This window comes from Mycobacterium sp. NGS15 (assembly GCF_059813245.1).
In genome coordinates, this window is record NZ_JCALEF010000002.1 from 471,897 (window position 1) to 495,614 (window position 23,718).

General features: G+C 63.6%; 23 protein-coding genes. 11 read left to right on the plus strand and 12 right to left on the minus strand.

Going from position 1 to position 23,718, the window contains the following annotated elements; genetic code table 11:
* The first annotated feature begins 4 nt into the window (after positions 1 to 4).
* The 3 genes from cysS (at position 5) to AC5Y5C_RS06615 (ending at position 3,455) form a co-directional block, all read left to right on the plus strand.
* Entirely contained in the window at positions 5 to 1,414 is a 1,410-nt protein-coding gene (cysS, locus tag AC5Y5C_RS06605; RefSeq protein WP_499970213.1) for a cysteine--tRNA ligase, read from the plus strand.
* Positions 1,415 to 1,416: 2 nt separating this feature from the next.
* The gene (gene rlmB, locus AC5Y5C_RS06610; RefSeq protein WP_499970215.1) at positions 1,417 to 2,364 is read left to right on the plus strand and encodes a 23S rRNA (guanosine(2251)-2'-O)-methyltransferase RlmB; all 948 of its coding nucleotides are present in this window, start codon (positions 1,417 to 1,419) and stop codon (positions 2,362 to 2,364) included.
* A 92-nt stretch (positions 2,365 to 2,456) separates the two neighbouring features.
* Complete coding sequence (locus AC5Y5C_RS06615) at positions 2,457 to 3,455, plus strand: glycerophosphodiester phosphodiesterase family protein (protein WP_499970217.1); 999 nt, start codon at positions 2,457 to 2,459, stop codon at positions 3,453 to 3,455.
* 52 nt (positions 3,456 to 3,507) lie between these two features.
* Here AC5Y5C_RS06615 and AC5Y5C_RS06620 read toward each other — a convergent pair whose 3' ends face one another.
* From AC5Y5C_RS06620 to kstR, 6 genes are all read right to left on the minus strand, one after another.
* Complete coding sequence (locus AC5Y5C_RS06620; protein WP_499970219.1) at positions 3,508 to 4,224, minus strand: LamB/YcsF family protein; 717 nt, start codon at positions 4,222 to 4,224, stop codon at positions 3,508 to 3,510.
* An 18-nt stretch (positions 4,225 to 4,242) separates the two neighbouring features.
* Complete coding sequence (locus tag AC5Y5C_RS06625; protein ID WP_499970220.1) at positions 4,243 to 5,073, minus strand: metal ABC transporter permease; 831 nt, start codon at positions 5,071 to 5,073, stop codon at positions 4,243 to 4,245.
* Positions 5,066 to 5,851 (minus strand): metal ABC transporter ATP-binding protein, encoded by a 786-nt coding sequence (locus tag AC5Y5C_RS06630; protein ID WP_499970222.1) that lies wholly within the window; start codon positions 5,849 to 5,851, stop codon positions 5,066 to 5,068. Before AC5Y5C_RS06630 ends, AC5Y5C_RS06625 begins: the two co-directional genes overlap by 8 nt.
* Before the next feature lie 37 nt (positions 5,852 to 5,888).
* The gene (locus AC5Y5C_RS06635) at positions 5,889 to 6,767 is read right to left on the minus strand and encodes a metal ABC transporter solute-binding protein, Zn/Mn family (protein WP_499970224.1); all 879 of its coding nucleotides are present in this window, start codon (positions 6,765 to 6,767) and stop codon (positions 5,889 to 5,891) included.
* 179 nt (positions 6,768 to 6,946) lie between these two features.
* The gene (otsB, locus tag AC5Y5C_RS06640) at positions 6,947 to 9,478 is read right to left on the minus strand and encodes a trehalose-phosphatase (RefSeq protein ID WP_499970662.1); all 2,532 of its coding nucleotides are present in this window, start codon (positions 9,476 to 9,478) and stop codon (positions 6,947 to 6,949) included.
* A gap of 60 nt (positions 9,479 to 9,538) precedes the next feature.
* Positions 9,539 to 10,216, minus strand: a complete 678-nt coding sequence (kstR, locus tag AC5Y5C_RS06645) for a cholesterol catabolism transcriptional regulator KstR (RefSeq protein WP_499970227.1) — start codon at positions 10,214 to 10,216, stop codon at positions 9,539 to 9,541.
* A gap of 192 nt (positions 10,217 to 10,408) precedes the next feature.
* Here kstR and AC5Y5C_RS06650 point away from each other — a divergent pair, with 192 nt between their 5' ends.
* Complete coding sequence (locus tag AC5Y5C_RS06650) at positions 10,409 to 12,526, plus strand: acyl-CoA dehydrogenase family protein (protein WP_499970230.1); 2,118 nt, start codon at positions 10,409 to 10,411, stop codon at positions 12,524 to 12,526.
* Here the strand turns inward: AC5Y5C_RS06650 and AC5Y5C_RS06655 are convergent.
* The 3 genes from AC5Y5C_RS06655 to AC5Y5C_RS06665 all read right to left on the minus strand — a co-directional run bounded on the left by AC5Y5C_RS06655 (position 12,506) and on the right by AC5Y5C_RS06665 (position 14,686).
* Positions 12,506 to 12,802: a hypothetical protein gene (locus AC5Y5C_RS06655; RefSeq protein ID WP_499970232.1), complete on the minus strand. Its 297-nt coding sequence runs from the start codon at positions 12,800 to 12,802 to the stop codon at positions 12,506 to 12,508. The two genes, AC5Y5C_RS06650 and AC5Y5C_RS06655, sit on opposite strands and share 21 nt — an antisense overlap.
* A gap of 227 nt (positions 12,803 to 13,029) precedes the next feature.
* A complete protein-coding gene (locus tag AC5Y5C_RS06660) occupies positions 13,030 to 13,641 on the minus strand; it encodes a hypothetical protein (RefSeq protein ID WP_499970234.1) in 612 nt (203 codons plus the stop codon).
* Positions 13,634 to 14,686, minus strand: coding sequence for a 2Fe-2S iron-sulfur cluster-binding protein (locus tag AC5Y5C_RS06665; RefSeq protein WP_499970236.1), 1,053 nt, complete (start codon positions 14,684 to 14,686; stop codon positions 13,634 to 13,636). Before AC5Y5C_RS06665 ends, AC5Y5C_RS06660 begins: the two co-directional genes overlap by 8 nt.
* Positions 14,687 to 14,952: 266 nt before the next feature.
* Between AC5Y5C_RS06665 and hsaA the strand changes: the two genes are divergently transcribed.
* The 4 genes from hsaA to AC5Y5C_RS06685 all read left to right on the plus strand — a co-directional run bounded on the left by hsaA (position 14,953) and on the right by AC5Y5C_RS06685 (position 18,306).
* A complete protein-coding gene (gene hsaA / locus AC5Y5C_RS06670; RefSeq protein ID WP_499970238.1) occupies positions 14,953 to 16,149 on the plus strand; it encodes a 3-hydroxy-9,10-secoandrosta-1,3,5(10)-triene-9,17-dione monooxygenase oxygenase subunit in 1,197 nt (398 codons plus the stop codon).
* A 15-nt stretch (positions 16,150 to 16,164) separates the two neighbouring features.
* Positions 16,165 to 17,067: an iron-dependent extradiol dioxygenase HsaC gene (gene hsaC / locus AC5Y5C_RS06675; RefSeq protein ID WP_499970240.1), complete on the plus strand. Its 903-nt coding sequence runs from the start codon at positions 16,165 to 16,167 to the stop codon at positions 17,065 to 17,067.
* 2 nt (positions 17,068 to 17,069) lie between these two features.
* On the plus strand, positions 17,070 to 17,642 hold the full coding sequence (hsaB, locus tag AC5Y5C_RS06680; protein ID WP_499970243.1) for a 3-hydroxy-9,10-secoandrosta-1,3,5(10)-triene-9,17-dione monooxygenase reductase subunit: 573 nt from the start codon (positions 17,070 to 17,072) through the stop codon (positions 17,640 to 17,642).
* A 319-nt stretch (positions 17,643 to 17,961) separates the two neighbouring features.
* A complete protein-coding gene (locus AC5Y5C_RS06685; protein WP_499970244.1) occupies positions 17,962 to 18,306 on the plus strand; it encodes a hypothetical protein in 345 nt (114 codons plus the stop codon).
* Positions 18,307 to 18,338: 32 nt separating this feature from the next.
* Here the strand turns inward: AC5Y5C_RS06685 and AC5Y5C_RS06690 are convergent, their stop codons facing one another.
* A complete protein-coding gene (locus tag AC5Y5C_RS06690) occupies positions 18,339 to 19,454 on the minus strand; it encodes an agmatine deiminase family protein (protein ID WP_499970246.1) in 1,116 nt (371 codons plus the stop codon).
* A 142-nt stretch (positions 19,455 to 19,596) separates the two neighbouring features.
* On the opposite strand from AC5Y5C_RS06690, the gene aqpZ reads away from it, so the two are divergent.
* Positions 19,597 to 20,352 (plus strand): aquaporin Z, encoded by a 756-nt coding sequence (gene aqpZ / locus AC5Y5C_RS06695; RefSeq protein ID WP_499970248.1) that lies wholly within the window; start codon positions 19,597 to 19,599, stop codon positions 20,350 to 20,352.
* An 18-nt stretch (positions 20,353 to 20,370) separates the two neighbouring features.
* Here aqpZ and AC5Y5C_RS06700 read toward each other — a convergent pair whose 3' ends face one another.
* The gene (locus AC5Y5C_RS06700) at positions 20,371 to 21,642 is read right to left on the minus strand and encodes a hypothetical protein (protein ID WP_499970250.1); all 1,272 of its coding nucleotides are present in this window, start codon (positions 21,640 to 21,642) and stop codon (positions 20,371 to 20,373) included.
* A gap of 147 nt (positions 21,643 to 21,789) precedes the next feature.
* On the opposite strand from AC5Y5C_RS06700, the gene arr reads away from it, so the two are divergent.
* Entirely contained in the window at positions 21,790 to 22,215 is a 426-nt protein-coding gene (gene arr, locus AC5Y5C_RS06705; protein WP_499970251.1) for an NAD(+)--rifampin ADP-ribosyltransferase, read from the plus strand.
* 18 nt (positions 22,216 to 22,233) lie between these two features.
* Here arr and AC5Y5C_RS06710 read toward each other — a convergent pair whose 3' ends face one another.
* Positions 22,234 to 22,620: a DoxX family protein gene (locus AC5Y5C_RS06710; protein ID WP_499970253.1), complete on the minus strand. Its 387-nt coding sequence runs from the start codon at positions 22,618 to 22,620 to the stop codon at positions 22,234 to 22,236.
* 163 nt (positions 22,621 to 22,783) lie between these two features.
* Between AC5Y5C_RS06710 and AC5Y5C_RS06715 the strand changes: the two genes are divergently transcribed.
* Entirely contained in the window at positions 22,784 to 23,716 is a 933-nt protein-coding gene (locus tag AC5Y5C_RS06715) for a hypothetical protein (protein ID WP_499970255.1), read from the plus strand.
* The last annotated feature ends 2 nt before the right edge of the window (positions 23,717 to 23,718 follow it).

Below are 23,718 nucleotides of genomic sequence, written 5' to 3' on the forward strand. Positions count from 1 at the left end.
GGTCGTGACCGGTCACGCTCCGCTTCGGCTTTATGACACCCGCGTGGGTGCCGTGCGTGACTTCGTGCCTTTGCGGCCAGGATCGGTCTCCATCTACCTGTGCGGGGCAACAGTGCAGGGTCTGCCCCATATCGGGCATGTGCGCAGTGGTGTCGCCTTCGATGTGCTACGTCGCTGGCTCGCCGCCCGCGCGTATGACGTCTTGTTCGTTCGCAATGTCACCGATATCGACGACAAGATCCTTAACAAGGCGGCCGATGCGGGTCGGCCGTGGTGGGAGTGGGCAGCGACCTACGAGCGCGCCTTCGATGAGGCATACGACGCCCTCGGAGTGCTGCCGCCCTCGGTATCGCCGCGTGCGACGGGGCACATCACTCAGATGATCGAGCTGATCGAGCGGCTCATTGATACCGGGCATGCCTATGCCAGTGGCGGTGACGTCTACTTCGACGTGCTGAGCTATCCGGAGTACGGGCAATTGTCCGGGCACAAGATCGACGATGTGCACCAGGGCGAGGGTGTTGCGACGGGGAAGCGCGATCCACGCGACTTCACTCTGTGGAAGGGCGCCAAGCCCGGTGAGCCGTCGTGGCCGACCCCATGGGGACCTGGACGCCCGGGCTGGCATACGGAGTGCGTGGCGATGTGCGAGTCATATTTGGGCGCGGAGTTCGACATTCACGCAGGCGGGATGGATCTGATATTCCCGCATCACGAGAACGAGATCGCGCAGAGCCGGGCCGCCGGCGACGGATTCGCCCGATACTGGCTGCACAACGGCTGGGTCACCATGGGTGGCGAAAAAATGAGCAAGTCGTTGGGCAACGTATTGTCCATTCCCGCTGTGCTGCAACGTGTTCGGGCTGTCGAGTTGCGCTACTACCTGGGTAGTGCGCACTACCGCTCAATGCTCGAGTACTCGGAGACCGCGCTCGCCGACGCGGTAAAGGCCTACTGCGGTATCGAAGATTTCCTGCATCGAGTGCGTGTTCGGGTTGGCGAGGTGCCCGTGGGTACCTGGACCCCCGCTTTCGCCGCTGCCCTGGACGACGATCTGTCGGTGCCGATCGCGCTTGCCGAGGTCCATTCCATGCGCGCCGACGGAAACAGGGCGCTGGACGGCGGCGACCACGAGGGCGCACTATCGGCGGCGGCGAGTGTCCGTGCCATGATGTCGATCCTCGGTTGCGACCCGCTCAATGAGCGCTGGGAGACGCGTGACGAGACGTCCGCAGCACTGAACGCCGTCGACGTGCTGGTTACCGCCGAGCTGGAGCGGCGGGGAACGGCCCGGGCAGAGAAGGATTGGGCGCTCGCAGACGAGATCCGGGACCGGCTCAAGCGCGCGGGTCTGGAGATAACCGATACCGCAGACGGCCCGCAGTGGTCCCTTACGAGTAGTGACGAAGAGTAGCAATGGCAGGAAATTCTCAGCGCCGTGGTGCGGTGCGTAAGCCCGGTACCAAGAAGGGGCCCACCGTCGGTTCCGGCGGTGTGCGCAGACGCGGACTGGAGGGCAAGGGCGCGACGCCGCCGGCCGAACAACGGACGAAGCATCCAGCCGCCAAACGGGCTGCTGTCCAGCGGAAGGTCAGCGACGCCAAGCAGCGTCGACTCAAGCAGGGTGACGAGTCCGAGATGGTGCTGGGTCGTAACCCGGTGCTCGAATGCCTGCGTACAGGTGTGCCGGCAACCGCGTTGTACGTGGCCGTCGGCGCCGATAACGACGAGCGGCTGACCGAATCGGTATCGCTGGCCGCCGACGCCGGGATCGCGATCTTGGAGGTGCCACGGCCCGACCTGGACCGCATGAGCACCAACGGATTGCACCAAGGTCTCGCGTTGCAGGTTCCGCCGTACCGCTATGCGCACCCCGACGACCTGCTGGCCCGTGCTCGCGCGGAGGCGCAGCCCGCGTTGTTGGTGGCGCTTGACAACATCTCGGACCCACGCAATCTGGGCGCCATCGTGCGCTCCGTAGCTGCTTTTGGCGGACACGGCGTCGTCATTCCGCAGCGGCGCAGCGCATCGGTGACGGCCGTCGCCTGGCGTACCAGTGCGGGTGCGGCGGCACGCCTCCCGGTCGCGCGTGCCACGAATCTGACACGCACACTCAAGGATTGGCAAGACAAGGGAATCACCATCGTCGGACTCGACGCCGGTGGAGATACCGAGCTCGACGAGCTCGACGGTGCGGGCGATATCGCCGTTGTGGTGGGGTCGGAGGGTAAGGGGCTGTCTCAGCTGGTCCGCAAGACCTGTGATGCCGTGGTGTCGATCCCGATGGCGGGGCCGGTCGAATCGTTGAATGCCTCGGTGGCCGCTGGTGTGGTCCTCGCGGAGATCGCACGTCAGCGTCGCTGATTCCTTGGCGGCGAGAAGCCAACTGTGTACGGAAAATGGCTGTTTGGTGTACGCGAGTGCCTTCTCGGTGAGAGTGACATAACCTCATCGCCATGAAGCGCTTGGCCGCCATCCTCGCCGTCACCCTGGTACTGGCATCCTGCGGCGAAAAGGACAAGGCGCCCTTCGACCTGCAGGCCCACCGGGGTGGACGCGGTGAAACCACCGAGGAATCATTGCGCGCCTTCGCTAAATCCCTCGAGCTCGGGGTGAGCACCCTTGAACTCGACATCGTTGTCTCCAAAGACCGCAAACCCATGGTCTGGCACGACCCGGTGATCGACCCCGCGAAATGCTCCGACACCACCCCGGCTTCGCCCGGCGATCCGCAATTCCCCTACGTCGGAAAGCTGGTGAAAGACCTGACTTCTGACCAGCTGCGCACGCTGGACTGCGGCAAGCTGCTCAAGGATTTTCCCCAGGCAGAGGTCGTCAGGAACGACCGAATTGCCATGCTGCCAGAGGTTTTCGCCCTCTCCGATTCCTACCACGCCGATGTGCGGTACAACATCGAGACCAAGGTGGAGGCTGCCGAACCACAGAAATCGGCGGAACCACAGGTGTTCGTCGACGTCATCCTCGACGCGATCCGCGCGGCGGGCAAGGGCGACAAAGTCGAAATTCAGAGCTTTGATTGGCGCACGCTACCGATGACCCGGCGGGCGGAACCGGGCATCCCGCTCGTCGCATTGTGGGACGAAACCACGTGGTATCCCGGCTCTCCGTGGTTGGGCGGGGTGGACCCGGCCATCGTCAAGGACCCGATCGACGGTGCCAAGCAGATTGGTGCCACCATCCTGTCGCCGGGATACACCGTGCCCTATGGAGGGAAGGTGGGTGACCCCGGTTTCGCGCTGGTGGCAGACAAGAAGTTTGTCGACAAGGCGCACGGTTTGGGACTCAAGGTCATTCCCTGGACCATCAATGATGCCGAGACCATGAAGGTGCAGATCGACGCCGGTGCAGACGGGATCATCAGCGACTACCCGACCACGCTACGGAAGGTTATGGCAGAGAAGGGCCTGCCGCTGCCGCCGGCATATCACCGCTAGGCACATGAGCCCACGTCGGGGCCGGGAGGTATCTCCGGTGGGGGCACCTGATCTAGACGAATGGAGCCAGCTCGATTCCGTTGGCTGTCAGTGCCGTGCGAACAGCCCGCGCGATCGTCACCGCATCCGGTGAATCACCGTGCACGCATATCGATTCAGCTATTTGGCTAAGGGCCGCAACGCGCGCCCCCACCGCGGCGGGATCATCCAGTATCGCGCCCGGCTCGCCGCGCGGCACCAGGGTGCCGTCGTCACGGTAGGCCCGGTCGGCGAAGGCCTCGGCCACCACCCGCAGCCCCAATTCGTGAGCGCGGTCCCCGAACACACCATGCGGCAGTGTCAGCACGGGGAGATCGGTACCGACATCCCGTACCGCACGCGCAACGGCATCCGCCTGAGCTTCGTGGTGGATGATTGCGTTATACAGCGCGCCATGCGGTTTCACATAGGTCACCGACGATCCCACGGTGCGGGCCAACGCGTCTAGTGCGCCGATCTGATACACCACGTCGGCGTAAAGGTCCTCGGCGGAGATATCGATGAACCGGCGACCGAATCCCGCGAGATCGCGGTAGCCCACCTGTGCGCCGATGCGGATACCACGTTCCGCGGCGGCCCGACACGTGCGAAGCAATGTCGCGGGATCGCCCGCATGGAAACCGCAGGCGAGGTTGGCGCTCGTGACCACATCCAGCATGGCCTCGTCATCGCCGAGGCGCCACGCGCCGAAACCCTCACCCAGGTCGGCATTCAGGTCGATGCGGTTCATCGTGCGAGCCTAGCTCGCTCAGGCGTGCCGATACCGCCCGATGACACGGCAGAGCAGATAGATGGATACGGCGATCATGGTGACAAAGACCGAAATCGGTACGCCCGGCGCCAGGGACAGCACGATTCCGCCGATGGCGGCGATTTCGGCGAAGACGATCGACAACCCGATGGCGCGCGCCGGCGATGAGGTGATGCGGGCTGCGGCCGCCGCGGGCGTGATGAGCAGTGACATCACCAGCAGTGCGCCGACGATCTGTACACCCTGCGCCGCGGTGAGGCCGACGAGGGCGGCGAACACAATTCCCAAGGCACGCACGGGGACTCCGCGAGCCTCGGCCACGTCGGGGTCGACGGTGGCGAACAGCATTGGCCGATAGGTGACTGCCAGTACCGCGCCCACCACGATGCTCACCACGACGAGCATCAGCAGCCCGCTGTATCCGACGCCGACGATCTGCCCGGTCAGAAGCGCGAAGTTGGTGCCGGTGCGCCCCGGATACATGTGGATGAACAGCACCGCCAACCCCAGCCCGAAGGCCATGACGACACCGATTGCAGAGTCGCGATCCTTGGTGCGCTGCCCGAGGATGCCGAAAAGTATTGCCGCGACCACGCTTCCGAGTAACGCGCCGGTGCCGACGTTGGCGCCGGCCAAGAGCGCGGCGGCGGCACCCGTCAGCGATAGCTCACTGGAACCGTGCACCGCGAAGGACATCTGACGCATCACCACAAACGGGCCGATGAGCCCCGCCAGCAGCCCCAGCAGCGCGGCCGCCACGATCGCCTGCTGCACGAAGTCGCGTCCGAGGAGGTCGGCGGTGAGAGAAAGGTCGAAGAAGCTATTCATGTGCGTGCTCCGCACATTCCGCGGTGAGCTGCCGGTCTTCGCCCACGACCACGTACTGTCCGCGCACCTTCACCACATCGATCTGGGCCCGATACAGCGCCGATAACGTCTCGGTCGTCATCACTTCGTCGACGGCGCCGATCCGAAAGCGGCCGTCTACCAGGTATAAAATCCGGTCCACATACGGCAGGATCGGGTTGATCTCGTGGGTCACGAAGAGTACAGCCGTCCGTGTGCTGCGCCGCCGTTTATCGAGCAAGGCGCAAATCTGTTGTGCGCTTGCCGGATCGAGGTTCAACAGTGGCTCGTCGCAAAGCAGGAGTGCGGGATCGCCTGCCAGCGCCTGCGCGATGCGCACCCGTTGGAGCTCGCCACCGGATAGCGACGAGACCGCCTTGGTGGCCAGATGACTGGCATCCACCTGATCCAGCGCAAGGTTGATCGCTGCGCGACGACGCGCCCGGCCGGCCGGATTCAGCGTGGCTAAGCCCCAACGGTGCCCATCGATCCCGAGGCCCACCAAGTCTTCGGCACGCAGGATCAGGGCGTTGTCGGCAAGCCGATGCTGCGGAACGTATCCGAGGTCATCGGCGACGGTCATGGCGCCTTGGGTCAGCGGGACTTCGCCCAACAGCAGCCGCAACAGTGATGTCTTTCCGGAACCGTTGGGGCCTAATACCGCGATGAACTCGCTTGGTTCGATCGTGAGGTCGAGGTCCTCCCAGAGGGTTCGTCCACCGCGATTGAGCGAGGCATTGCGCAGTGTCGCGACACTCATGCGGCCATTATCCGCTGATGGTCTTCGCGCAAGCGGCTCATCCTAGGGCCGTGGCGAGATGCTCGGTGGTCGTCCGTTGCCAGCTGACGTAGTCGGTGCCGTCGGGCAGGGTTTCGGTCACGATCACCACCGGGACGCCATGGGATTCGGCGGCCTGCTTGAGCTGGTTGGTGGCCGGTCCGGAGGTTTGGGAGTTGAAGAGCAGGGCCGCGATCTGTCTGGTGTTGATCAGGTCCAAGGCAGTGGCGACGTCCGCAGGGGAGGGGTCCTGGCCTTGCTCGGCAGCTTCGGCGAAGTCGTGGGGCGTGCGGTCGACGAGTTCACAATGAGAGACCAGGTGACTGGCCACCGGTTCGGTTGCCAGGATCGCCTTGCCGTGGTCTTTCTCGGCGATGCCGTGCTGCAGATCCGAAATCGAGTCAAGCTGCTGCCCAAATGTTTTGGCATTCGCGCGATAGGTGCCGGCGTCGTCCGGGTCGGCCTTGGCGAGCTCGTCAGCGACGTGATCGGCTACTTGTTTGGCGGTGCTCAAGCTGTAGAACACATGCTCATTCTTGTCCGCGGAGTCGGCGGGAAGAAGCTGGTAGGCGTTGACCCGTGGCTGGCCGTCCTTGAGCAGCTTGTCGATGAACGGGTCGTAGCCGTCACCGTTGTACACCACCAGGGTGGCGTCCTGGACCTGCGCGGCCGCCGCGGGCGTCACCTCGAATGAATGCGGATCAGTGTCGGCACCGCTGACTAATGCGCTCACCTTGGCATGGTCGCCGGTAACGGCCTTGGCCACCGAAGCCCACGCGTCGGTGGAAGCCACCACCGTAAGTTCACCGGACCGCTGGGCGGTGTGGCCGCAGCCGGAGAGGACGAGCGTTCCGATGGCCGTAACCGTCACAGCCAACCCAGCCACGCGAGCGTGCACAGCAGACCTCCAGCCCATCCAGTAATGAAAACGGTTTTCATTATGGGGGATGGGTGGTGAGAGTGCAAAACGTGTCAGCCCTCGGTGAGCTTGGTTGCCACGCGCAGCGCCGGGAGCAGCAGTGATCGTGGTGCATATCGGCCGGCCACGGCCATCGCCTGCGGGAGCTGAATGGACCGTTAGGAAAGCAGGGCCGCGCAGCGCAGCAGCCCGATATGGCTGTACGCCTGCGGGTGGTTGCCTAACGAGCGTTCGGCCACCGGGTCGTACTCCTCGGACAGCAGGCCGGTGGGGCCGGTGGCCTTGACCAGCTGGTCGAACAGCAGCTCGGCCTGTGATCGCGCGCCGATGAGCAGATATGCCTCGACGAGCCAGGCGGCGCACAGGTGGAAGCCACCCTCCCCGCCGGGCAGCCCATCGTCTCGGTGATATCGGTAAACTGTTGCACCACTGCGTAATTCGGCCTCGGTGGCGATCACTGTCGCGGTGAATCGGGGATCGGTGGGCTCGATCAGTCCGGATAGTCCGATGTAGAGGGTGGCGGCATCAAGATCGGTGCCGTCATAGGCGGCTGTGAAGGATTTGACCGACTCGTTCCAGCCCTTTTCCACGACCTCGGCGGCGATCTCGTCGCGCAGTGCGGCCCAGGATGGCGGGGTGTCCCGCTGGAATTCTTCGGCAAGCTTCACCGCGCGGTCCACTGTCACCCAGCACATCACCTTGGAGTAGACGTGGTGTCTTGGATTTCCCCGGATCTCCCAGATTCCGTGGTCGGGTTCGTACCACCGCCGCTCGACGGCAAGAACCATGTCGGAAACCAGGTTCCAATCGGCATCGGTCAATGGATCGGTGTGTCCGAGGCGCTGACGCGCGTGGGTCAGGTCATGGATGAGTTCCACCACGGGCCCGAAGACGTCGAGCTGTACTTGTGAATTGGCGGCGTTACCGACGCGGACCGGGCGCGAGCCCGCATACCCGGGTAGCGAGTCGATCACCGCCTCGGGCGGCAGCACCGTTCCGGCCAATGTGTACAGCGGGTGTAGGCGATCAGGACCCGGCAGATGCTCTAGCACCCGGTGCAGCCAGCCCAGTAGACCCTCGGCTTCGCTTAGCGATCCCAACGCCACCAGTGCCGACGCGGTCATCGACGCATCACGTAGCCAGCAGTATCGGTAGTCCCAGTTGCGGATACCACCAATGTCTTCCGGCAACGACGTGGTGGCGGCGGCCATGATGGCGCCCGACTCCGAGTGCACCAGGCCACGCAACGTCAGTGCCGAGCGCTTCATCAGACCGGGTTTGCGCTCCGGCAGCGTCAGGGTCTGGGCCCAGCCGCGCCAATACGATTCGGCCCGTTCCCGCAGCTCGGGCTCCGAAATCGAACTTTCGCCGAGATCCTCAGAGCCGCAGCGTAGTTCGAGGATGACCGGGCCTTTGGCTGGGCTAATGGTCGCAGTGGCGGTCTGATCGTCGGCTCCGATTGCCCAGACGACGCCGGGTGCGCGCAGCACGATGGGATCGTTGGTACCCAGCACGCGCAGGCCGTCGTCGTCGGCGACCAATCGCACGGGAGCCTGGCCGAACTCGGGGCGCGGGGCAAAAGTGACCACTGCATCGGCCTCGCCGGTGACAACCCGAATCAGATCGGTGCGTCCGGGGATCTCATCGTGAGCCAGGTAGTCCGTGACTTGCAGGCTAGCCCAACGTGTTTCGACGGTCATGGTGCTGTCGATGTACTTCTGGCCAAGCGGCAGCGCAGACCGTGCGGGGCCTATGGTGAAATGTCCGGCCTCGTCGCCACCGAGGAGTTGGGCGAAGACGGCGGCCGAGTCAGGTTCGGGGTGACACATCCAGGTGACGCCGCCGGTGGGGGTCACCAGCGCGATGGTGCGCGAATTGGCGAGCATGGTGAGTCGCTCGATGGGTGTGGCATGTCCGCCGAGTAGCCAGGTGCGGCGCTCCTCAAGCAGGAAAGCCAATGCTGTGCCGACTGATTCGGTATCCGGTATGCGGTATCCCGCCAGGGTCTCGCCGTCACCCACCTTCACGCCCAGGTCAGGACCATGCAGCCGCGTGAACACCTTTTCGTCGGTGACATCATCGCCGAAGAACACCGCGGCAGTCGCGCCCTCCTGATGGCGCAGGATGTCGAGCGCCTGTCCCTTATCGGTGGGTATGACGGCGAATTCGAGGACCTTCTTGCCCTCGGTGACCTGCGCGCCCCAACCGTTGGCCACGGTAAGTGCTTGGGCCAGCGCGGCATCGCCGTCCTCCGACGAGGCGTTACGTACGTGCAGTGCGACGCTTGCCGGCTTCAGCTCGATGGCCACCCCGGCGTACTCGGCGGCGATGGCCGACAGCTTGTTGGCAATGGTCTTCAACAGCGCCTTGGCGTCTCCGTCGATAGCGTGCACGAACCCGGCATCGAACTCCGAACCGTGACTTCCGACCAGATGCACCTCGGAGGGCAGCCGCGAAAGGGTCGCTAGATCGCGTAGTGCACGGCCGGAGATCAGTGCCGAGGTTGTCGACGGTAGTCCCGCCAAAGCCCGCAGCGCCGTGGTCGATTCGGGGTGCGGGCGTGCGTCATCGGGGTTGTTGACCAGCGGGGCTATCGTTCCGTCGTAGTCGGAGGCCACCAGCAGCCGGGGCGTACGGGCGACCTCGGACAGAGCCCGGCGCAGTTCGACAGGCAGATCTTGGGCACTCACCACGGGTCCCGAGTCTACGTCCGCTACCTACTCGGGGTTGGTTAGGCCAAGCGTCGCTTGTCAGGTAATTCCAAGCAGCAATCTGACGGTGCGATCGAGCCGGTGGCTCACATCGGTTGCCGATGCTCGCCGCGTCAACCAGGCAATCATGTTGGATGTCCAGACATCCGAGATGACGCGGGCGATGTGGAACTGCGCGTCGGAGGGGGCGTCGTCACCGGCCATCGCGCGGGCGAAGATGCCGTCCATCAGCCGGCCCACGTGATCAACCTCACCGGCGGCGGACGCGTCGGCGAAGACCAAGGCGCGTGTCATCGCCTCGGTGAGTAAGGGATTGCGCTGCATGTTGCGGTTCAACCGGGTGATGGCCGTGTGCAGGCGTTCATAGGCGGTGCCGCCGCTGACGGCTCCGCGATCTGATCTCGCGTCGATCTGCTCGAACTCGCGCTCCAGCGCGGAGACCAGTAGATGCACTTTGGAGGGGAAGTATCGATACAGCGTGCCGACGGCGACGTCCGCACGCTCGGCGACGGTGCGCATCTGCACCGCTTCATAGCCGCCCTTGGAGGCGATGGCCAAGGTCGCATCCAGGATGCGCTTGCGGCGCTCGCGCTGGGCGGTCGAACCGAGATCGTCGTCGGACAGTGCTGAGACGGCAGCAGGCTGGTCCGCCGCGTCGGTATCACCGCTAGCTGACTGCGCGGCTTCCGATGCGCTAGATGTCCGAGGCGTTGCCATGGCGTCTGTACTCCCTGCGTTCACGTTCTGGTTCAGCGCACGACTATACGGATCACCGTCGGCCGTTTCAGGTCTCCCTGGCCTGCCGGTAGTGCTCTGTACAGCCTGAATGCGTTCCTACTACACTGAACCCAATCACGATATTAGAACACGTTCTAGTCTCATGTACCGGAATCAAGCCGAGGAGAATCTGTGTCGTCCGATGTGCAGGAAGCCGCCCGGGACGCGGTCCGTCAGTGGGCCAAGAGCGCGGCTGTCATCGAGTCGGTCCGGAAGATGGAGGCCGGGAACAACGGGTGGGGCCCCGCGTATGCCGGCCTCGCTGAACTGGGCATTTTCGGTGTAGCGGTGCCGGAGGCGGCCGGCGGTTCGGGAGCCGGATTCGATGACATGATTGCCATGGTCGACGAGGCTGCGGCGTCCTTGGTGCCGGGGCCGGTTGTCACCAGTGCAGTGGTCGCGGTGGTGCTCGCGACCGACGGACCCGCGGAATTGGTCGCGGCGCTGGCCGCCGGGGAGCGCACGGCGGGGCTGGCGCTCAGCGGGAGCCTGACCATTGCCGACGGGCTGGCTTCGGGCGTGTTGCCCGCGGTGCTGGGTGGTACGGCCGACGGAGTGCTGTTGGCCCCGGGGCCCGATGGTTGGGTGCTGGCCGACTGCGTGGGGGCCGGCGTCACGGTGGACATCAAGAAGGCGACCGACTTCTCGCGCCCGTGGGCTGCGGTCACCCTCAACAGCGCCGCGGTGCATCCGGTGGGCCTGCCGGGCGCCACTGTCGCCGATCTGGCGACGGTGACTCTCTCGGCCGAGGCGGTGGGGGTGGCGCGCTGGGCGCTGCAGACCGCCGTCGAGTATGCGAAGGTGCGCGAGCAATTCGGCAAGCAGATCGGCAGTTTTCAGGCCATTAAACACATGTGTGCGGAAATGCTGTGCCGTGTGGAGCAGGCCGATGTCGCTGTCTGGGATGCCGCCGGGTGCGCGCAGGATGTCATCGCCAATAGTGGTGATTCTCAGCAGCTTTCGCTTGCCTCCGCCGTTGCGGCGGCAGTTGCCGTCGATGCCGCGGTGGCCAACACCAAGGATTGCATCCAGATTCTTGGTGGTATCGGATTCACCTGGGAGCATGATGCGCACCTGTACCTGCGGCGCGCATACGCGCTCCAGTCCTTCCTGGGTAAGCCCGCGGTATGGCGACGCAGGGCCGCCGCGCTGACGCTCGGGGGAACTCGCCGCTCGCTGACCATCGACCTCGGTGATGTGGAGACCCAGCGTGCGCAGGTCGCGGCCACCGCTGCGGAAATCGCCTCGGCGCCAAGGGATGAGCACCAGGTTCGACTGGCCGAGACGGGCTTCCTGGCGCCGCACTGGCCCGTGCCGTATGGGTTGGGCGCAGGGGCCGCGCAGCAGCTGCTCATCGACCAGGAGCTGCATGCCGCGGGCGTCGCGCGCCCCGATCTTGTCATCGGATGGTGGGCCGCCCCCACCATTCTCGAGCACGGAACCCCTGAGCAGATAGTGCAATTCGTGGCACCCACGTTGCGTGGTGAGATCGAATGGTGCCAGCTGTTCTCCGAGCCTGGTGCCGGTAGTGACCTTGCGGCGCTGCGTACCAAGGCCACCCGGGTTGGCGGCGGGTGGAAGCTGGACGGCCAGAAGGTCTGGAATTCCAAGGCTCAGATCGCGGACTGGGCGATCTGCCTGGCACGCACCAATCCCGATGTTCCTAAGCACAAGGGCATTACGTATTTCCTGCTTGATATGAAGACCCCCGGGATCACCGTGCGGCCGCTGCGTGAGATCACCGGCGAGGAGATGTTCAACGAGGTCTTCCTGGACGGTGTCATCGTTCCGGACGAGTACGTGGTGGGTTCGGTCGATGACGGGTGGCGCCTGGCGCGCACGACACTGGCCAACGAGCGGGTGGCGATGGCGGGGGGCGGCACACTCGACGAGGCGATGGAGTCGCTACTCGCCCTGATCGGGGATACCGAACTAGATGCGGCTCAACTCGATACGCTCGGTGTTTTCGTGTGCTCGGCGCAGACCGGCGCGCTGCTGGATCTGCGCACCGCGTTACGGGCCATCGGTGGTCAGGATCCGGGTGCGGCCTCGAGTGTCCGCAAGCTCGTCGGTGTGCGTCATCGTCAGGGACTGTCGGAGCACATCCTCGACTACGTGGAGACCCATGGTGCGGTGGAGTCACATGAGATGTGGCTGTTCATGCGGGACCGGTGTCTGTCGATCGCCGGAGGTACCACCCAGATCCTGCTCAGTGTGGCGGGGGAGCGGCTACTCGGCCTGCCGCGTTGACAGCCAGCAGTCAGCTCGGGTGCGCATGCGGTGTTGCGTGCTGCGCGGGACCGCTCCCGGACTGTAGAGGCCGTGGCCACGGCGACGAACTCGGCCGAGCTTGACGTCGGTGCGCAGTGCATCCGAGATCGTCTTTGACGGGCGACCATCTACGTCAAAACCGATGTCCGTCAGCATGATGGCCATCTCGGACACGGTGGTGAGCCTGTGGCGATGGATATGCAAGACAAGCAGGTAGCGCAAATCGGTGCGCAGCGAGCGGGTCCGCGCGCTCATGTTCAGCACCCTGCCACGGGGCGCCGACATGGTCGGGCCGACGTCTCAGACGACACACATCTGGTGCCCGCCTCTATGCGACAACTGTTGGGGTTGCCCACCGAGCCAATTTTTGTCGCATAGACGCGGGCAGCACACATACATGTTCTGGGCGGGCCGGATTCCGCGCTAGTTCGGCTGAGGCTGCTGTCGCGTCGCTGGAAGCCAGTCCGTCAACGTGGTGACGGCTAGCTGAACCGGGCCTGTGCGCAGGCGTCGGGCGAGATCACGCTGCGGCCACCGATACTGGCCTCGACGTGGCTGCACACGATGTAGTCGGCGTCGAGCTTGGGTTGCCCTGTCGCCCAATCGGTGGGCTGAGTGGTGCCGGTGATCCGGAAGCGGTCCACATCGCCTCCGCCGAAGTACACGGTGGTGAGCAGCCAGGTGCTACCGCCGTTGTGCTCCACGGTGTTCGGATTGTCAGCCCACTGCACCCAGAGGTAGTTCATCCGATCCGAGGTGCGTAGTTCGGTGGTCTGCTTGGCCCACAGGTCGCCTCCGAATCCCTCAATCCCGTTGGGGGTCCGCAGATTGAAGCTCGCGGTGTAATAGCACTGCCGCTCGGCCTTGCGACAGTCGGCGGTGGCGTGCACCTCGAGCTGGCGGCCCTCGTCGACGGGAGTGCTGACGTCGGTAGTTTTGACCTCGGCGGTGGCGGCACCGGGGAATACCAGGGAAGTGACCACCAGTGATACGGCGGCCAGCGCCGATTTCAGGGACTTCATGATGTCGGAATGGTATCGGCCCGGTCGGGCCGCGGCGCCGGGATCCTCTTTCTGCACCCGACGTTCACTCATCGAAGGTGACGTTGACATCGTCGGTCTCGGGAACCGCCTGGCACGCCAGGATGTACCCGTCGTCGATGTCGTTCTGGGACAGCGCGTCGTTGACGAGCATGCGGACCTTGCCATCCTTGAGGATGCAGGCACATGTCATACAGTGTCCCTCGCGGCAGGAGAATGGCGCGTCCAGCCCCTTGGCGAGCAGCACGTCGAGCAGTACGGTGCTGCGTGGCCAGCCGACGGTGTGGGTTTCGCCGTCGAGTTCCACGGTGGCCGTGGCCGGCGGTTCATCATCATCCGACGGCGCGGCAAGGACTACCTCGGCGAACGGATCGCTCTCCAGGGACCGGAACACCTCAATGTGCACACGGTCCTCGGGCATTCCGTTGCCTTTGAGTGCTGCCTCGGAGGCGTCCATGAACGGCCCGGGGCCGCAGATGAAGGCCTCATGCCCGGCGAACGGTGCAGCCAGGGTGGCCAGTGACTGCGTCGAGGGCAACCCCTGCACCGATTCGAGCCAGTGGATGACGGTCAGCCGTTCCGGATATCGCGTAGTCAGTTCGCGAAGTGCGGTCCCGAAGATCACCGATTGCTCGTCGCGGTTGGCGTAGATGAGTACTACCTTGCCGGTGCCCTGTGAGAGCGCGGATTTGCAGATCGCCATCATCGGGGTGATTCCGCTGCCGCCCGCGACGAGGAGGAGATCTCGGCTCAAGTCCTTGGGGACGAACACCCCCGAGGGTGCCAGTACGTGCATGCGCATACCGGCATGCGCGTTATCGCAGATCCAGTTGGACCCGTAGCCATCGACGGTGCGCTTGACCGTGACCGTCAACCGGTCGTCGATATGCGGGGAGCTCGATAGCGAGTAGCAGCGCGCCACCGATCCGGTGCGGTCGGAGGGAATGCGCAGCGTGAGGTACTGGCCGGGTGTGTACTCGAACTTGTCGGCCGCATCCTCGGGAATGTCGAAGACCAGGGACCTGGAGTCGGCGGTCTCGTCGATCACCTCGGCGATGCGCACCTCGAGGACGTGCTTTCCCAGCGGAACGTCCGTCACGTGATTTCCTCCGTCGTTGTCGTCGCCAGGCCTGGCTGAACTAGAACAGGTTACAGAATTGACCTTCGGCCCTACAACACTGTCGTTGCTTCGTTCCAGATGAGCGCGCCTTCCCGGGGTGGGCGAGGCGGTGTCGACACAGATCGAAACGTGTTCTAGTCTCAGCAGGGAACACGCGCTACCACCGTGGGTGTACAGCGGGTGTCATGAACTACTAGCCCTAGTTTGTGCCGACTGATGCTAACTACAGCAGTGGAGGAAATGCAGTGACGACGACCGAACAGCGGGAGCATTCTGACGAGGTTCTCTCGGTGCTTTCTCAGATTGACGACCTGCTGCCGATCCTGCGCAAGCGTGCGCAGGAGACCGAGGACCTGCGGCGTCTGCCCGACGCCACGGTCGCCGAATTGCAGGAGATCGGCTTCTTCAAGCTGTTGCAGCCCTCGCAGTGGGGTGGATACGAGACCGCCCCCACGACCTTCTACGAGGCGGTGCGCCGGCTGGGCAGCGCCTGCGGCTCAACCGGTTGGGTCTCCTCGATCATCGGTGTGCACAACTGGCACCTGGCCCTGTTCGACCAGAAGGCCCAGGAAGAGGTCTGGGGCGACGACACCAACGTGCGGGTGTCCTCCTCATACGCGCCCATGGGTGCCGGCGTCGTCGTCGATGGCGGGTACCTGGTGAACGGCGCGTGGAACTGGTCCTCGGGCTGTGACCATGCCACCTGGGCATTCCTCGGTGGCCCCGTCATCAAGGACGGCCGGCCGGTCGACTTCGGCAGCTTCCTGATCCCGCGTACCGAATACCGCATCGACGACGTGTGGAACGTCGTCGGTCTGCGTGGCACCGGTAGTAACACCGTCGTGGTCAAGGACGTGTTCGTGCCGTCGCACCGTTTCTTGTCGTACAAGAAGATGAACGACCAGAGCGCCGGTGGCTACGAGACCAACACTGCATCGGTGTACAAGATGCCTTGGGGCACCATGCATCCCACCACCATCACCGCGCCCATCATGGGCATGGCGTACGGCGCTTACGACGCGCACGTCGAGGCTCAGGGCAAGCGGGTGCGCGCGGCATACGCCGGTGAGAAGGCCAAGGATGACCCGTTCACCAAGGTGCGGGTGGCAGAGGCTGCCAGCGACATCGACGCCGGGTGGCGTCAGTTGATTGGGAATGTGGGCGACGAGTACGCCCTTATCTCGGCGGGCCAGGAGGTTCCGTTCGAGCTGCGTGCCGCCGCACGCCGTGATCAGGTGCGTGCCACCGGCCGGGCGATCGCCTCGATCGATCTGCTGTTTGAGAACTCCGGCGCCACCGCACTCTCGAATGACGCACCGGTACAGCGCTTCTGGCGTGATGCGCACGCCGGACGTGTGCACGCGGCCAATGACGCTGAGCGGGCTTACCAGATCTGGGGCAACCACGCCTTCGAGCTGCCCGCCACCGACACGATGGTTTAGGAGAGCGTCAGCAAGATGAGCATTATCAAGGCACTCGGGTACATGCGGATCGAGGCCACCGATGTAGCTGCTTGGCGTGAATTCGGAACCAAGGTGCTCGGCATGATGGAAGGCGCCGGTGACACCCCCGCCGCGCTCTATCTCCGGATGGACGATGTCGCGGCTCGTCTGGTGATCGTGCCGGGCGAGAACGACCGGCTGCTGGCCTCGGGCTGGGAGGTCGCGGACGCGCCGGCGTTGCAGGCAATTCGGGACCGCCTGGACAACGCGGGTGTCGAGTACGCCGAGGGCACCAAGGTCGAGGCTTCCGACCGTAAGGTCGAGGGGCTGATCAGGTTCCAGGATCCGTCGGGAAACGTGCTGGAGGTGTTCCACGGAGCCCAGTACCTGGGTCGCCGATTCGTGAGCCCCTACGGCCACAAGTTCGTCACGGCCGAGCAGGGTCTGGGGCACGTGGTGCTCACCTGTACCGATGACGCTGCGGCGCAGGCGTTTTACGAGGGTGTGCTCGGCTTCCGGCTGCGCGACTCGATGCGGCTGCCGCCGCAGCTTGTCGGCCGTCCGGCCGATGGTGACCCGGTGTGGCTGCGTTTTTACGGGTGCAACCCGCGCCACCACGCGCTGGCGTTCATGCCGATGCCCAATCCGACCGGAATCGTGCACCTGATGGTCGAAGTGGAGAATTCCGACGATGTCGGCCTCTGCCTGGACCGGGCAAACCGGAGAAAGGTCAAGATGTCGGCCACTCTGGGTCGGCATATCAACGACAAGATGCTGTCCTTCTACATGAAGACTCCCGGTGGGTTCGATATGGAATTCGGTTGCGAGGGTGCTGAAGTCGATGACGAGAGCTGGATCGCACGCGAGAGCGTCGGTATCAGCCTGTGGGGCCACGATTTCAGCGTTGGGTTCAAGTAGAGATGCCGATATCGCAGATCGATCCCAGGGCATTCCGGAATGTGCTGGGGCAGTTCTGTACCGGCGTCACCATCATCACCACGACGCATGAGGACGCACCGGTGGGCTTCGCCTGCCAGTCATTCGCGGCGCTGTCGCTGGAGCCGCCGCTGGTGCTGTTCTGTCCGACCAAGCAATCCCGGTCCTGGGCGGCGATCGAGGCCTCGGGCAAGTTCTGTGTGAATGTTCTGGCGGAGGACCAGCGCGAGGTATCGGCACGATTCGGTTCGCGGGAGCCCGATAAGTTCGGCGGAATCGATTGGCACCCATCGGGTCTCGGATCACCGATCATCGATGGTTCGCTTGCGCACATTGACTGCGAGGTCGCGAACGTATACGACGGCGGGGATCACTGGGTGGTGTTCGGATCGGTCAAGGAGCTGAGTGAAGCTCCAGCGATTCCCACCGCTTCCCGACCGCTGCTCTTCTATCGCGGGCAGTACACCGGCATCGAACCAGACAAGACCACGCCCGCCGATTGGCGCAACGACCTGGAAGCATTCCTCACTGCCACCACCGAGGACACCTGGCTGTAGCAAGGTTGCTCACCGGGTTGCGGGGTGCCTCGGGTACCCTCGCCACATGGTGAACGGGCCGGTTGCTGAGTACCCGAACGAGCCTCAGAAGGCGCCGGGAGGTCCTTGGTTCGGCGTAGCGTCAGTCGCCCTCGGCATCATCGCCCTCGCACTTCCTCTGGCTCCGGTGGACATGACTGGGTTGCGGCCCCTAGCGTGCGTCATAGGTCTGCCCGGTCTCGTCCTTGGCATTATTGGTTGTGTTGGCCCGAGGAAGGCCAAAGTTGTTGCGATAGTGGGTACCGTCTTGTGCGCGCTAGCGCTTGTCATGGGAGTTGCGATGTTCGCAAGCGGCGAATTGCGCAAGGCTCCTGAGCAGGGCAAGACTGCGGATCAGACTGAGACGGTGCTACGGAACGACCTCAATGTGCATATTGGGGAGGTCACCGGCCAAGGCTGGCAGAGTCAAGTTCGTGTCACTCTGTACAACAAGGGCAGTGACATGGCGACGTTCTATGTCGAGATCCAGCAGAAGCATGAGGGCCGGACGTGCAAGACGTCGATAGGTGTGGACGCCCTGTTACCGGCGAAGACCTACGAGCAGGACATGTACAGCTGCTTTGGCGATGACTCCCTGTTGCTATCGTCTACGTTCAATGTGGTTGCGGCTCGCAAATCCGCGTAGTCGGCAGTGCACGTATTGGTCTGACGGACAGTTTATTTCGCAGGCTCCTGCTGTGTGGCGCAGTGGATGCCACCGCCGCCGGCGGCAATACCGTCGATATCGAGCTGCACGACTCGACGGCCGGGAAACACACGTTCCAGAGTGGATTTGGCTTCCGCATCGGCACGGGGATCGCCGAACTCGGGCGCGATGACACCGCCGTTGCACACATAGAAGTTGATGTAACCCGCAGCGAAGTCTTCCGATTCGAATTCATTGCGCCCCTGCTCGGGTGCTTCGAGCACTTCCACACGCAGGGGGCGGCCGGCCGCATCCGTTGCTCTTTCGAGGATCGTGAGATGTTTACGTGTCACGTCGTAGTCGAATGAGTCGGGGTCGCCGTCCAGTCCAGCGACGACAACACCCGGCCCGGCGAACCGCGCGTAGAAATCGGTGTGCCCATCGGTGATATCCACGCCCGCGATACCCGGTAGCCAAATGATCTTTTGCAGACCAAGTAGTCGCTGTAGCTCCGCCTCGGCGTCTTTTTTGGAGCGTCCCCGGTTGCGGTTGTTGTTGAGAACGCAGCTTTCGGTGACTATCGCGGTGCCCTCACCATCGACTTCGATCCCGCCGCCCTCCAGGACGAGATTGGTGTGCAGAGCAGGAACTCCGGCGAGCTTGGCGACTTCGGTGGCGACCTTGGCGTCCGAGTCGTGCTTCTGTTTGTTGCCCCAGCCGTTGAAGTTGAAATCAACAGCGGCTCTGCCGGTGTCGTTACGAACGAACACCGGGCCACTGTCACGGATCCACAGATCGTCCAAGGGCGCGGGAATCAAGTCCACGTTGGGTCCTGCCAATTGGCGGGCCAACTCGGTCTCGTGCGGTCGCACCAGCATCGAGACCGGCTCGAACTGTGCGATGGCCCGAGCGATCGCTGCGAGATTCTGCTGAACCTGCCGAGTGAGCCTTCGGCCCCAGATCTCTTCACTGGCGCCGAAGGCCATCCAGGTCCGCAGGTGTGGTTCGCCCTCATCGGGCATGCGCCAGGTGCTTCCGTCGCTCACCTCGCCATTATCGTGGGGTTCGCCGGCTAAGTCGGCACACGAGGCCAGCATGATGCCGCTCGCTATCGCCGTACCGAGATTGAAGAGCTGTCGCCTGCGCATCGACCCAGTGTCAACTAATTTGAGCTATTGAGCGAGACCAGATTTCGTGATGTAACCGTTTCTGATATGTGGCTGTGTGGTTGGGTCCAGCATTGGTAGTAATCAAGATCACTCGAGTTCTTCCGAACGAAGGGATCTGATGGTGACCAAGACGAGTACGAAATTATTGGCCGAGTTACTCGGCACGTTCTGGCTGGTCTTAGGCGGTTGTGGCAGTGCGATCTTCGCCGCCAAGAACGTCGCGGATGCAGGAGAAGGTAATACGGGTGCGATCCAATTGGGCATCGGATTTCTCGGTGTGGCACTGGCTTTTGGACTAACGGTCGTGACGATGGCCTACGCGGTGGGTCATATTTCGGGCGGGCATTTCAACCCTGCGGTCACGTTGGGCGCGGTGGCTGGTGGGCGTCTTCCTGCCAAAGAGCTTCCGGGCTACTGGGCGGCGCAGGTGCTCGGCGGGCTGCTCGCCGGCACCGCGTTGTGGTACATCGCCCGGGGTAAGCCGGGTTTCGAGGCTACCGGGAACATGGCGGCCAACGGCTACGGTGAGCACTCGCCCAACCACTATTCTCTCGCCGCCGTGCTGGTCACCGAGATAGTGCTCACCGCGGTGTTCATCATGGTGATCCTGGGCGCCACCGACGTTGGTGCTCCCAAGGGATTTGGTCCGCTGGCGATCGGCTTGTGCCTCACGCTGATCCACCTGATCTCGATTCCGATCAGCAATACGTCAGTGAACCCGGCTCGATCGACCGCCGTCGCCTTCTTCAACGGTGGTGCGGCCCCGGGGCAACTGTGGCTGTTCTGGGTGGCTCCATTGATTGGCGGTCTAATCGGTGGTGTGCTCTATCCGTTCTTGTTCGACAACACGAGGCTTTCCCCGACGACTGCGGACTAAAGCCCGTGGCCGAACACGCTAGGCGTACCAGCGGCTGGCGTGTTCGGCATGCGTCGCCAGGTAGGCGCCTGGTCCGAAATGCTCGTCATAGAAGTCCAGATCGATGTTTTGGGCCTGCAGGTACATCAGGACGTGCACGGTGGGGACGGTGCCGGGAATTTTACCGAAGGTGTCGTAGATGTACGACGCCTCGACGGTGACGATTTCTTGGATCGCCTCGGCGGGTAACGCAGCCGATCGCACCTTGCGTGAATCGGCCCACGCCCCGGGCGTATCCGGGTGGAAGGGTCCGCCCGGACCGTACTTGCGCTCGATGTACTTCTGCACCCCGGCCGCGACCGTCGGCACATGGGGAGGACTGAGGGTTTCGAAGAACCCGGGCAATCCGGTGGCGTTCGGGAACGGCCAGCGGCCGTCGTTGTCGGCACGGAATCCGATGCCGGGGGCGCGCCGGTCGCCGGATCCGCCGAGTACCGACAGCCTGTCGAGCCCGTCGAACATCCAGCCGCCCAAGCCCAGCCCTTGGAGCAGCAGCACCCCGTTGTGGGTGGCGGTGGACAGTTCGGCGCTGGCCTCGGTGAGCGTGTACTGCTCGACGAAGGACAACGGAATCGGGTCGTCGTAATTTCTTAAACCGCTGAACTTTTCGGTGCCGGGGATGCTCTGGTTGTTGACATCGTCGTAAACGAGGTAGCCGTTGGCGGCGAAGAAGGACAGGTTGGCGATCAGGTGCTCGGCCAGATCGGCCACCGGGAAGGCCAGCAGGCTGCCCGGGTGGTTGCCGATCCAGGTGTTGTGCCCCTCCATATAGGGCTCTTCCCGCGGCAGCTCTAGCCGCGTGTCCGAGATCCGCACATACGAATCGGCGGTATGGGTGATCCATTCCTCGATGGTCGCGAAGTCCTGCGGAGGTTCATCCCGGGTGGGCAGCAGGTATATCCCGGTGTCGTCGGTGAAGAAGAGCTGACTGGTGTGAAAACCCGCTGCCGAGGGAAACGTGCGACCGGTTGCGCTGCCGGAGTAGTTCGGAAATGCGGGGGCATACCCCGGGTGGTGCGTGATGCCGTAGTGCCATCCGGTGACGCCGCCGACCACCGAAAGAATCAGTGCCCGTTCTACTTCCGATATGGGGGTGACGGGATGACTGCTGGTGTACGCAAGCGGACCGTCGGGGATGCGTCCGCCGAGGGGGAATCGCCGCGACCTGCGCCCGGTGATCGCTGCCAACAGCGGGAACGTAGTGACCTGCGCGAGCGCTTCGCGTTCTCGGTCGGATATCTGTAGCGGCATGGATCAACCCGACCACTGAGTGGTTGTGCCGGTCAACCTTTTGGCTTCTCCCCTTTCAAAATATGACACGTTGGGGGGCTTGCGGCAAGCCCCCCAACGTGGCGCACAATCCTGCGACCACGAATTTTCCACCGATGGGAGCTGGATATGACGGTGCCGGACTTCTTCGAGGCGCACGAGTCGGGTGCGTACTTCCACGGCACCAAGGCCGACCTCGAGATAGGCGACCTGCTGATGCCCGGGCATCTGTCGAACTACGAGGAGGGCCGCATCATGAACCACGTCTACGTGACGAGGACATTGGTCGGTGCGGGGTTGGCGGCCATGATGGCCAAAGGCGACGGCAGGGGCCATGTCTATATCGTGGAGCCCGAGGGCAGCCTGGAAGACGACCCGAACGTGACGGACAAGAAGTTTCCGGGGAATCCGACCCACTCGTACCGCACCCGGGAGCCCGTACGCATCGTTGGCGAGGTCATGGATTGGGTAGGGCCCCCGCCCGAATTCATGGAAACCTTCCGGGCCGGGCTGGTCGATCTCCAACGCAAAGGAAACGCGACCATCCACGACTAGACACGACTTAAAACACCGCTACGCCGTGCGCCGGACCTTGAGTGCCTCGGTGATCATCGGAATCTGCAACGGCAACCGGGCGATCGCGCCGAGCTTCAGCGGCAGCGGCTTGTTCCACCACAGCCGCACCATATTGATGTTGGCCGGGAAGACGGCGATGAACAGCAGCGCCGCGATCGTGCCGCCGAGTCTGCGAGTCTTCGGCGCGAGCAAAAGCGCCCCGGTTCCGAGCTCGGCAACACCCGAGGCATACGTGTAGAAACGGGCCTCACCAGGCAGTTCGGTCGGGACGATGGCGTCGAAGGGTTTGGGCGCGACGAAATGCACCACGCCGACACCGAGGAGCACGGCGGCGAGCCGGTAGGCGGGAAGTCGTGACGGATCGGTGGTGAGGCTGTTGCTCATGGGTCCGATCGTATTGCCTGCGGGCAAATGGCGGTATAAATACTCGAGCTCGTGTTAATTACATTCCGCCGCAGTCTATTTCAGAGTCTTCTCGACTCTTGCCGAGAAGACAATAGTCACGCACCTGCCGGGCGGATACGGTCGAGCCGAGATTGCCCCCTTAATGAGGGCGCGAGAGGAAGCAATGGCGTTCGAGTATCTGCTGGCGTTATATCCGATGGGCCACGAGATGCTCAAGGTACGGATCAGCGATGGTTCGTCGACCGTCTTGGTGAGCGGTCTGGATTCGGGCCCCGACGGTATCTGCGTAGACCCGGCGCACAGGTACGTGTATTGGACGAACATGGGGAAGCCCAGTCTGCCCGAAAGGCGTCCACTGACATCCGATGCCGATCTGAATTTCTACCGCCAGAATGGATCGCTCGAGCGCGCCGAGCTGGATGGCAGCGGGCGCACCGAAATCCTGCCGGAGGGTTCGTTCGTCACAGGAAAGCAGCTGGCCGGAGCATGGGAAATGCGGCGGCTCTACTGGTCGGACAGGGAAGGCGCGGCGATCAGGAGCGCCCGGGTGGATGGCACCGACCTGCGCGACGAGGTGGTTGTTGCTACCACTGCTACCGGCCGACGGGATCTGCTGAACCAGTGCGTAGGTGTCGCGGTGGATGAAGTGAATGGCCACCTGTATTGGACGCAGAAGGGGCCGCCCAAGGGAGGCCTGGGGCGAATCTTCCGCACATCACTCGACGGATCACCTCATAGTCGCGACATCGAAGTCTTGTGGTCGGACTTGCCGGAACCGATCGATATTGAGATCGATGTGGCCGATGGCATGCTGTATTGGACCGATCGCGGCGCGCCTCCCTTGGGAAATACGTTGAACAGAGCGGAAATTCCGGTGGCGGGTGAGCCCGGCGGGGATATCACCGTGATGTCGCAGGGGTATCGCGAAGCAATAGGGCTGGCCCTGGACAAGGATGCAGGTCTCGTATACGTCGGAGACTTGTCCGGGGCGATCCGTGCCGTCAACCTCGACGGCACCGGGGATCGTGCCATCTTCACGGCGCCGGGATTTCTCACCGGAATCGCCGGCGTGTAGCG

Coding starts and splice junctions, on each gene's coding strand:
- AC5Y5C_RS06625 (WP_499970220.1), bottom strand. CDS start 5,073: ATGAATAGCTTCTTCGACCTTTCTCTCACCGCCGACCTCCTCGGACGC.
- rlmB (WP_499970215.1), top strand. CDS start 1,417: ATGGCAGGAAATTCTCAGCGCCGTGGTGCGGTGCGTAAGCCCGGTACC.
- AC5Y5C_RS06690 (WP_499970246.1), bottom strand. CDS start 19,454: ATGCGCAGGCGACAGCTCTTCAATCTCGGTACGGCGATAGCGAGCGGC.
- AC5Y5C_RS06715 (WP_499970255.1), top strand. CDS start 22,784: ATGAGGGCGCGAGAGGAAGCAATGGCGTTCGAGTATCTGCTGGCGTTA.
- AC5Y5C_RS06620 (WP_499970219.1), bottom strand. CDS start 4,224: ATGAACCGCATCGACCTGAATGCCGACCTGGGTGAGGGTTTCGGCGCG.
- AC5Y5C_RS06655 (WP_499970232.1), bottom strand. CDS start 12,802: ATGAGCGCGCGGACCCGCTCGCTGCGCACCGATTTGCGCTACCTGCTT.
- AC5Y5C_RS06660 (WP_499970234.1), bottom strand. CDS start 13,641: ATGAGTGAACGTCGGGTGCAGAAAGAGGATCCCGGCGCCGCGGCCCGA.
- AC5Y5C_RS06630 (WP_499970222.1), bottom strand. CDS start 5,851: ATGAGTGTCGCGACACTGCGCAATGCCTCGCTCAATCGCGGTGGACGA.
- AC5Y5C_RS06710 (WP_499970253.1), bottom strand. CDS start 22,620: ATGAGCAACAGCCTCACCACCGATCCGTCACGACTTCCCGCCTACCGG.
- kstR (WP_499970227.1), bottom strand. CDS start 10,216: ATGGCAACGCCTCGGACATCTAGCGCATCGGAAGCCGCGCAGTCAGCT.
- AC5Y5C_RS06700 (WP_499970250.1), bottom strand. CDS start 21,642: ATGCCGCTACAGATATCCGACCGAGAACGCGAAGCGCTCGCGCAGGTC.
- hsaB (WP_499970243.1), top strand. CDS start 17,070: ATGCCGATATCGCAGATCGATCCCAGGGCATTCCGGAATGTGCTGGGG.
- AC5Y5C_RS06685 (WP_499970244.1), top strand. CDS start 17,962: ATGTTCGCAAGCGGCGAATTGCGCAAGGCTCCTGAGCAGGGCAAGACT.
- hsaC (WP_499970240.1), top strand. CDS start 16,165: ATGAGCATTATCAAGGCACTCGGGTACATGCGGATCGAGGCCACCGAT.
- AC5Y5C_RS06615 (WP_499970217.1), top strand. CDS start 2,457: ATGAAGCGCTTGGCCGCCATCCTCGCCGTCACCCTGGTACTGGCATCC.
- arr (WP_499970251.1), top strand. CDS start 21,790: ATGACGGTGCCGGACTTCTTCGAGGCGCACGAGTCGGGTGCGTACTTC.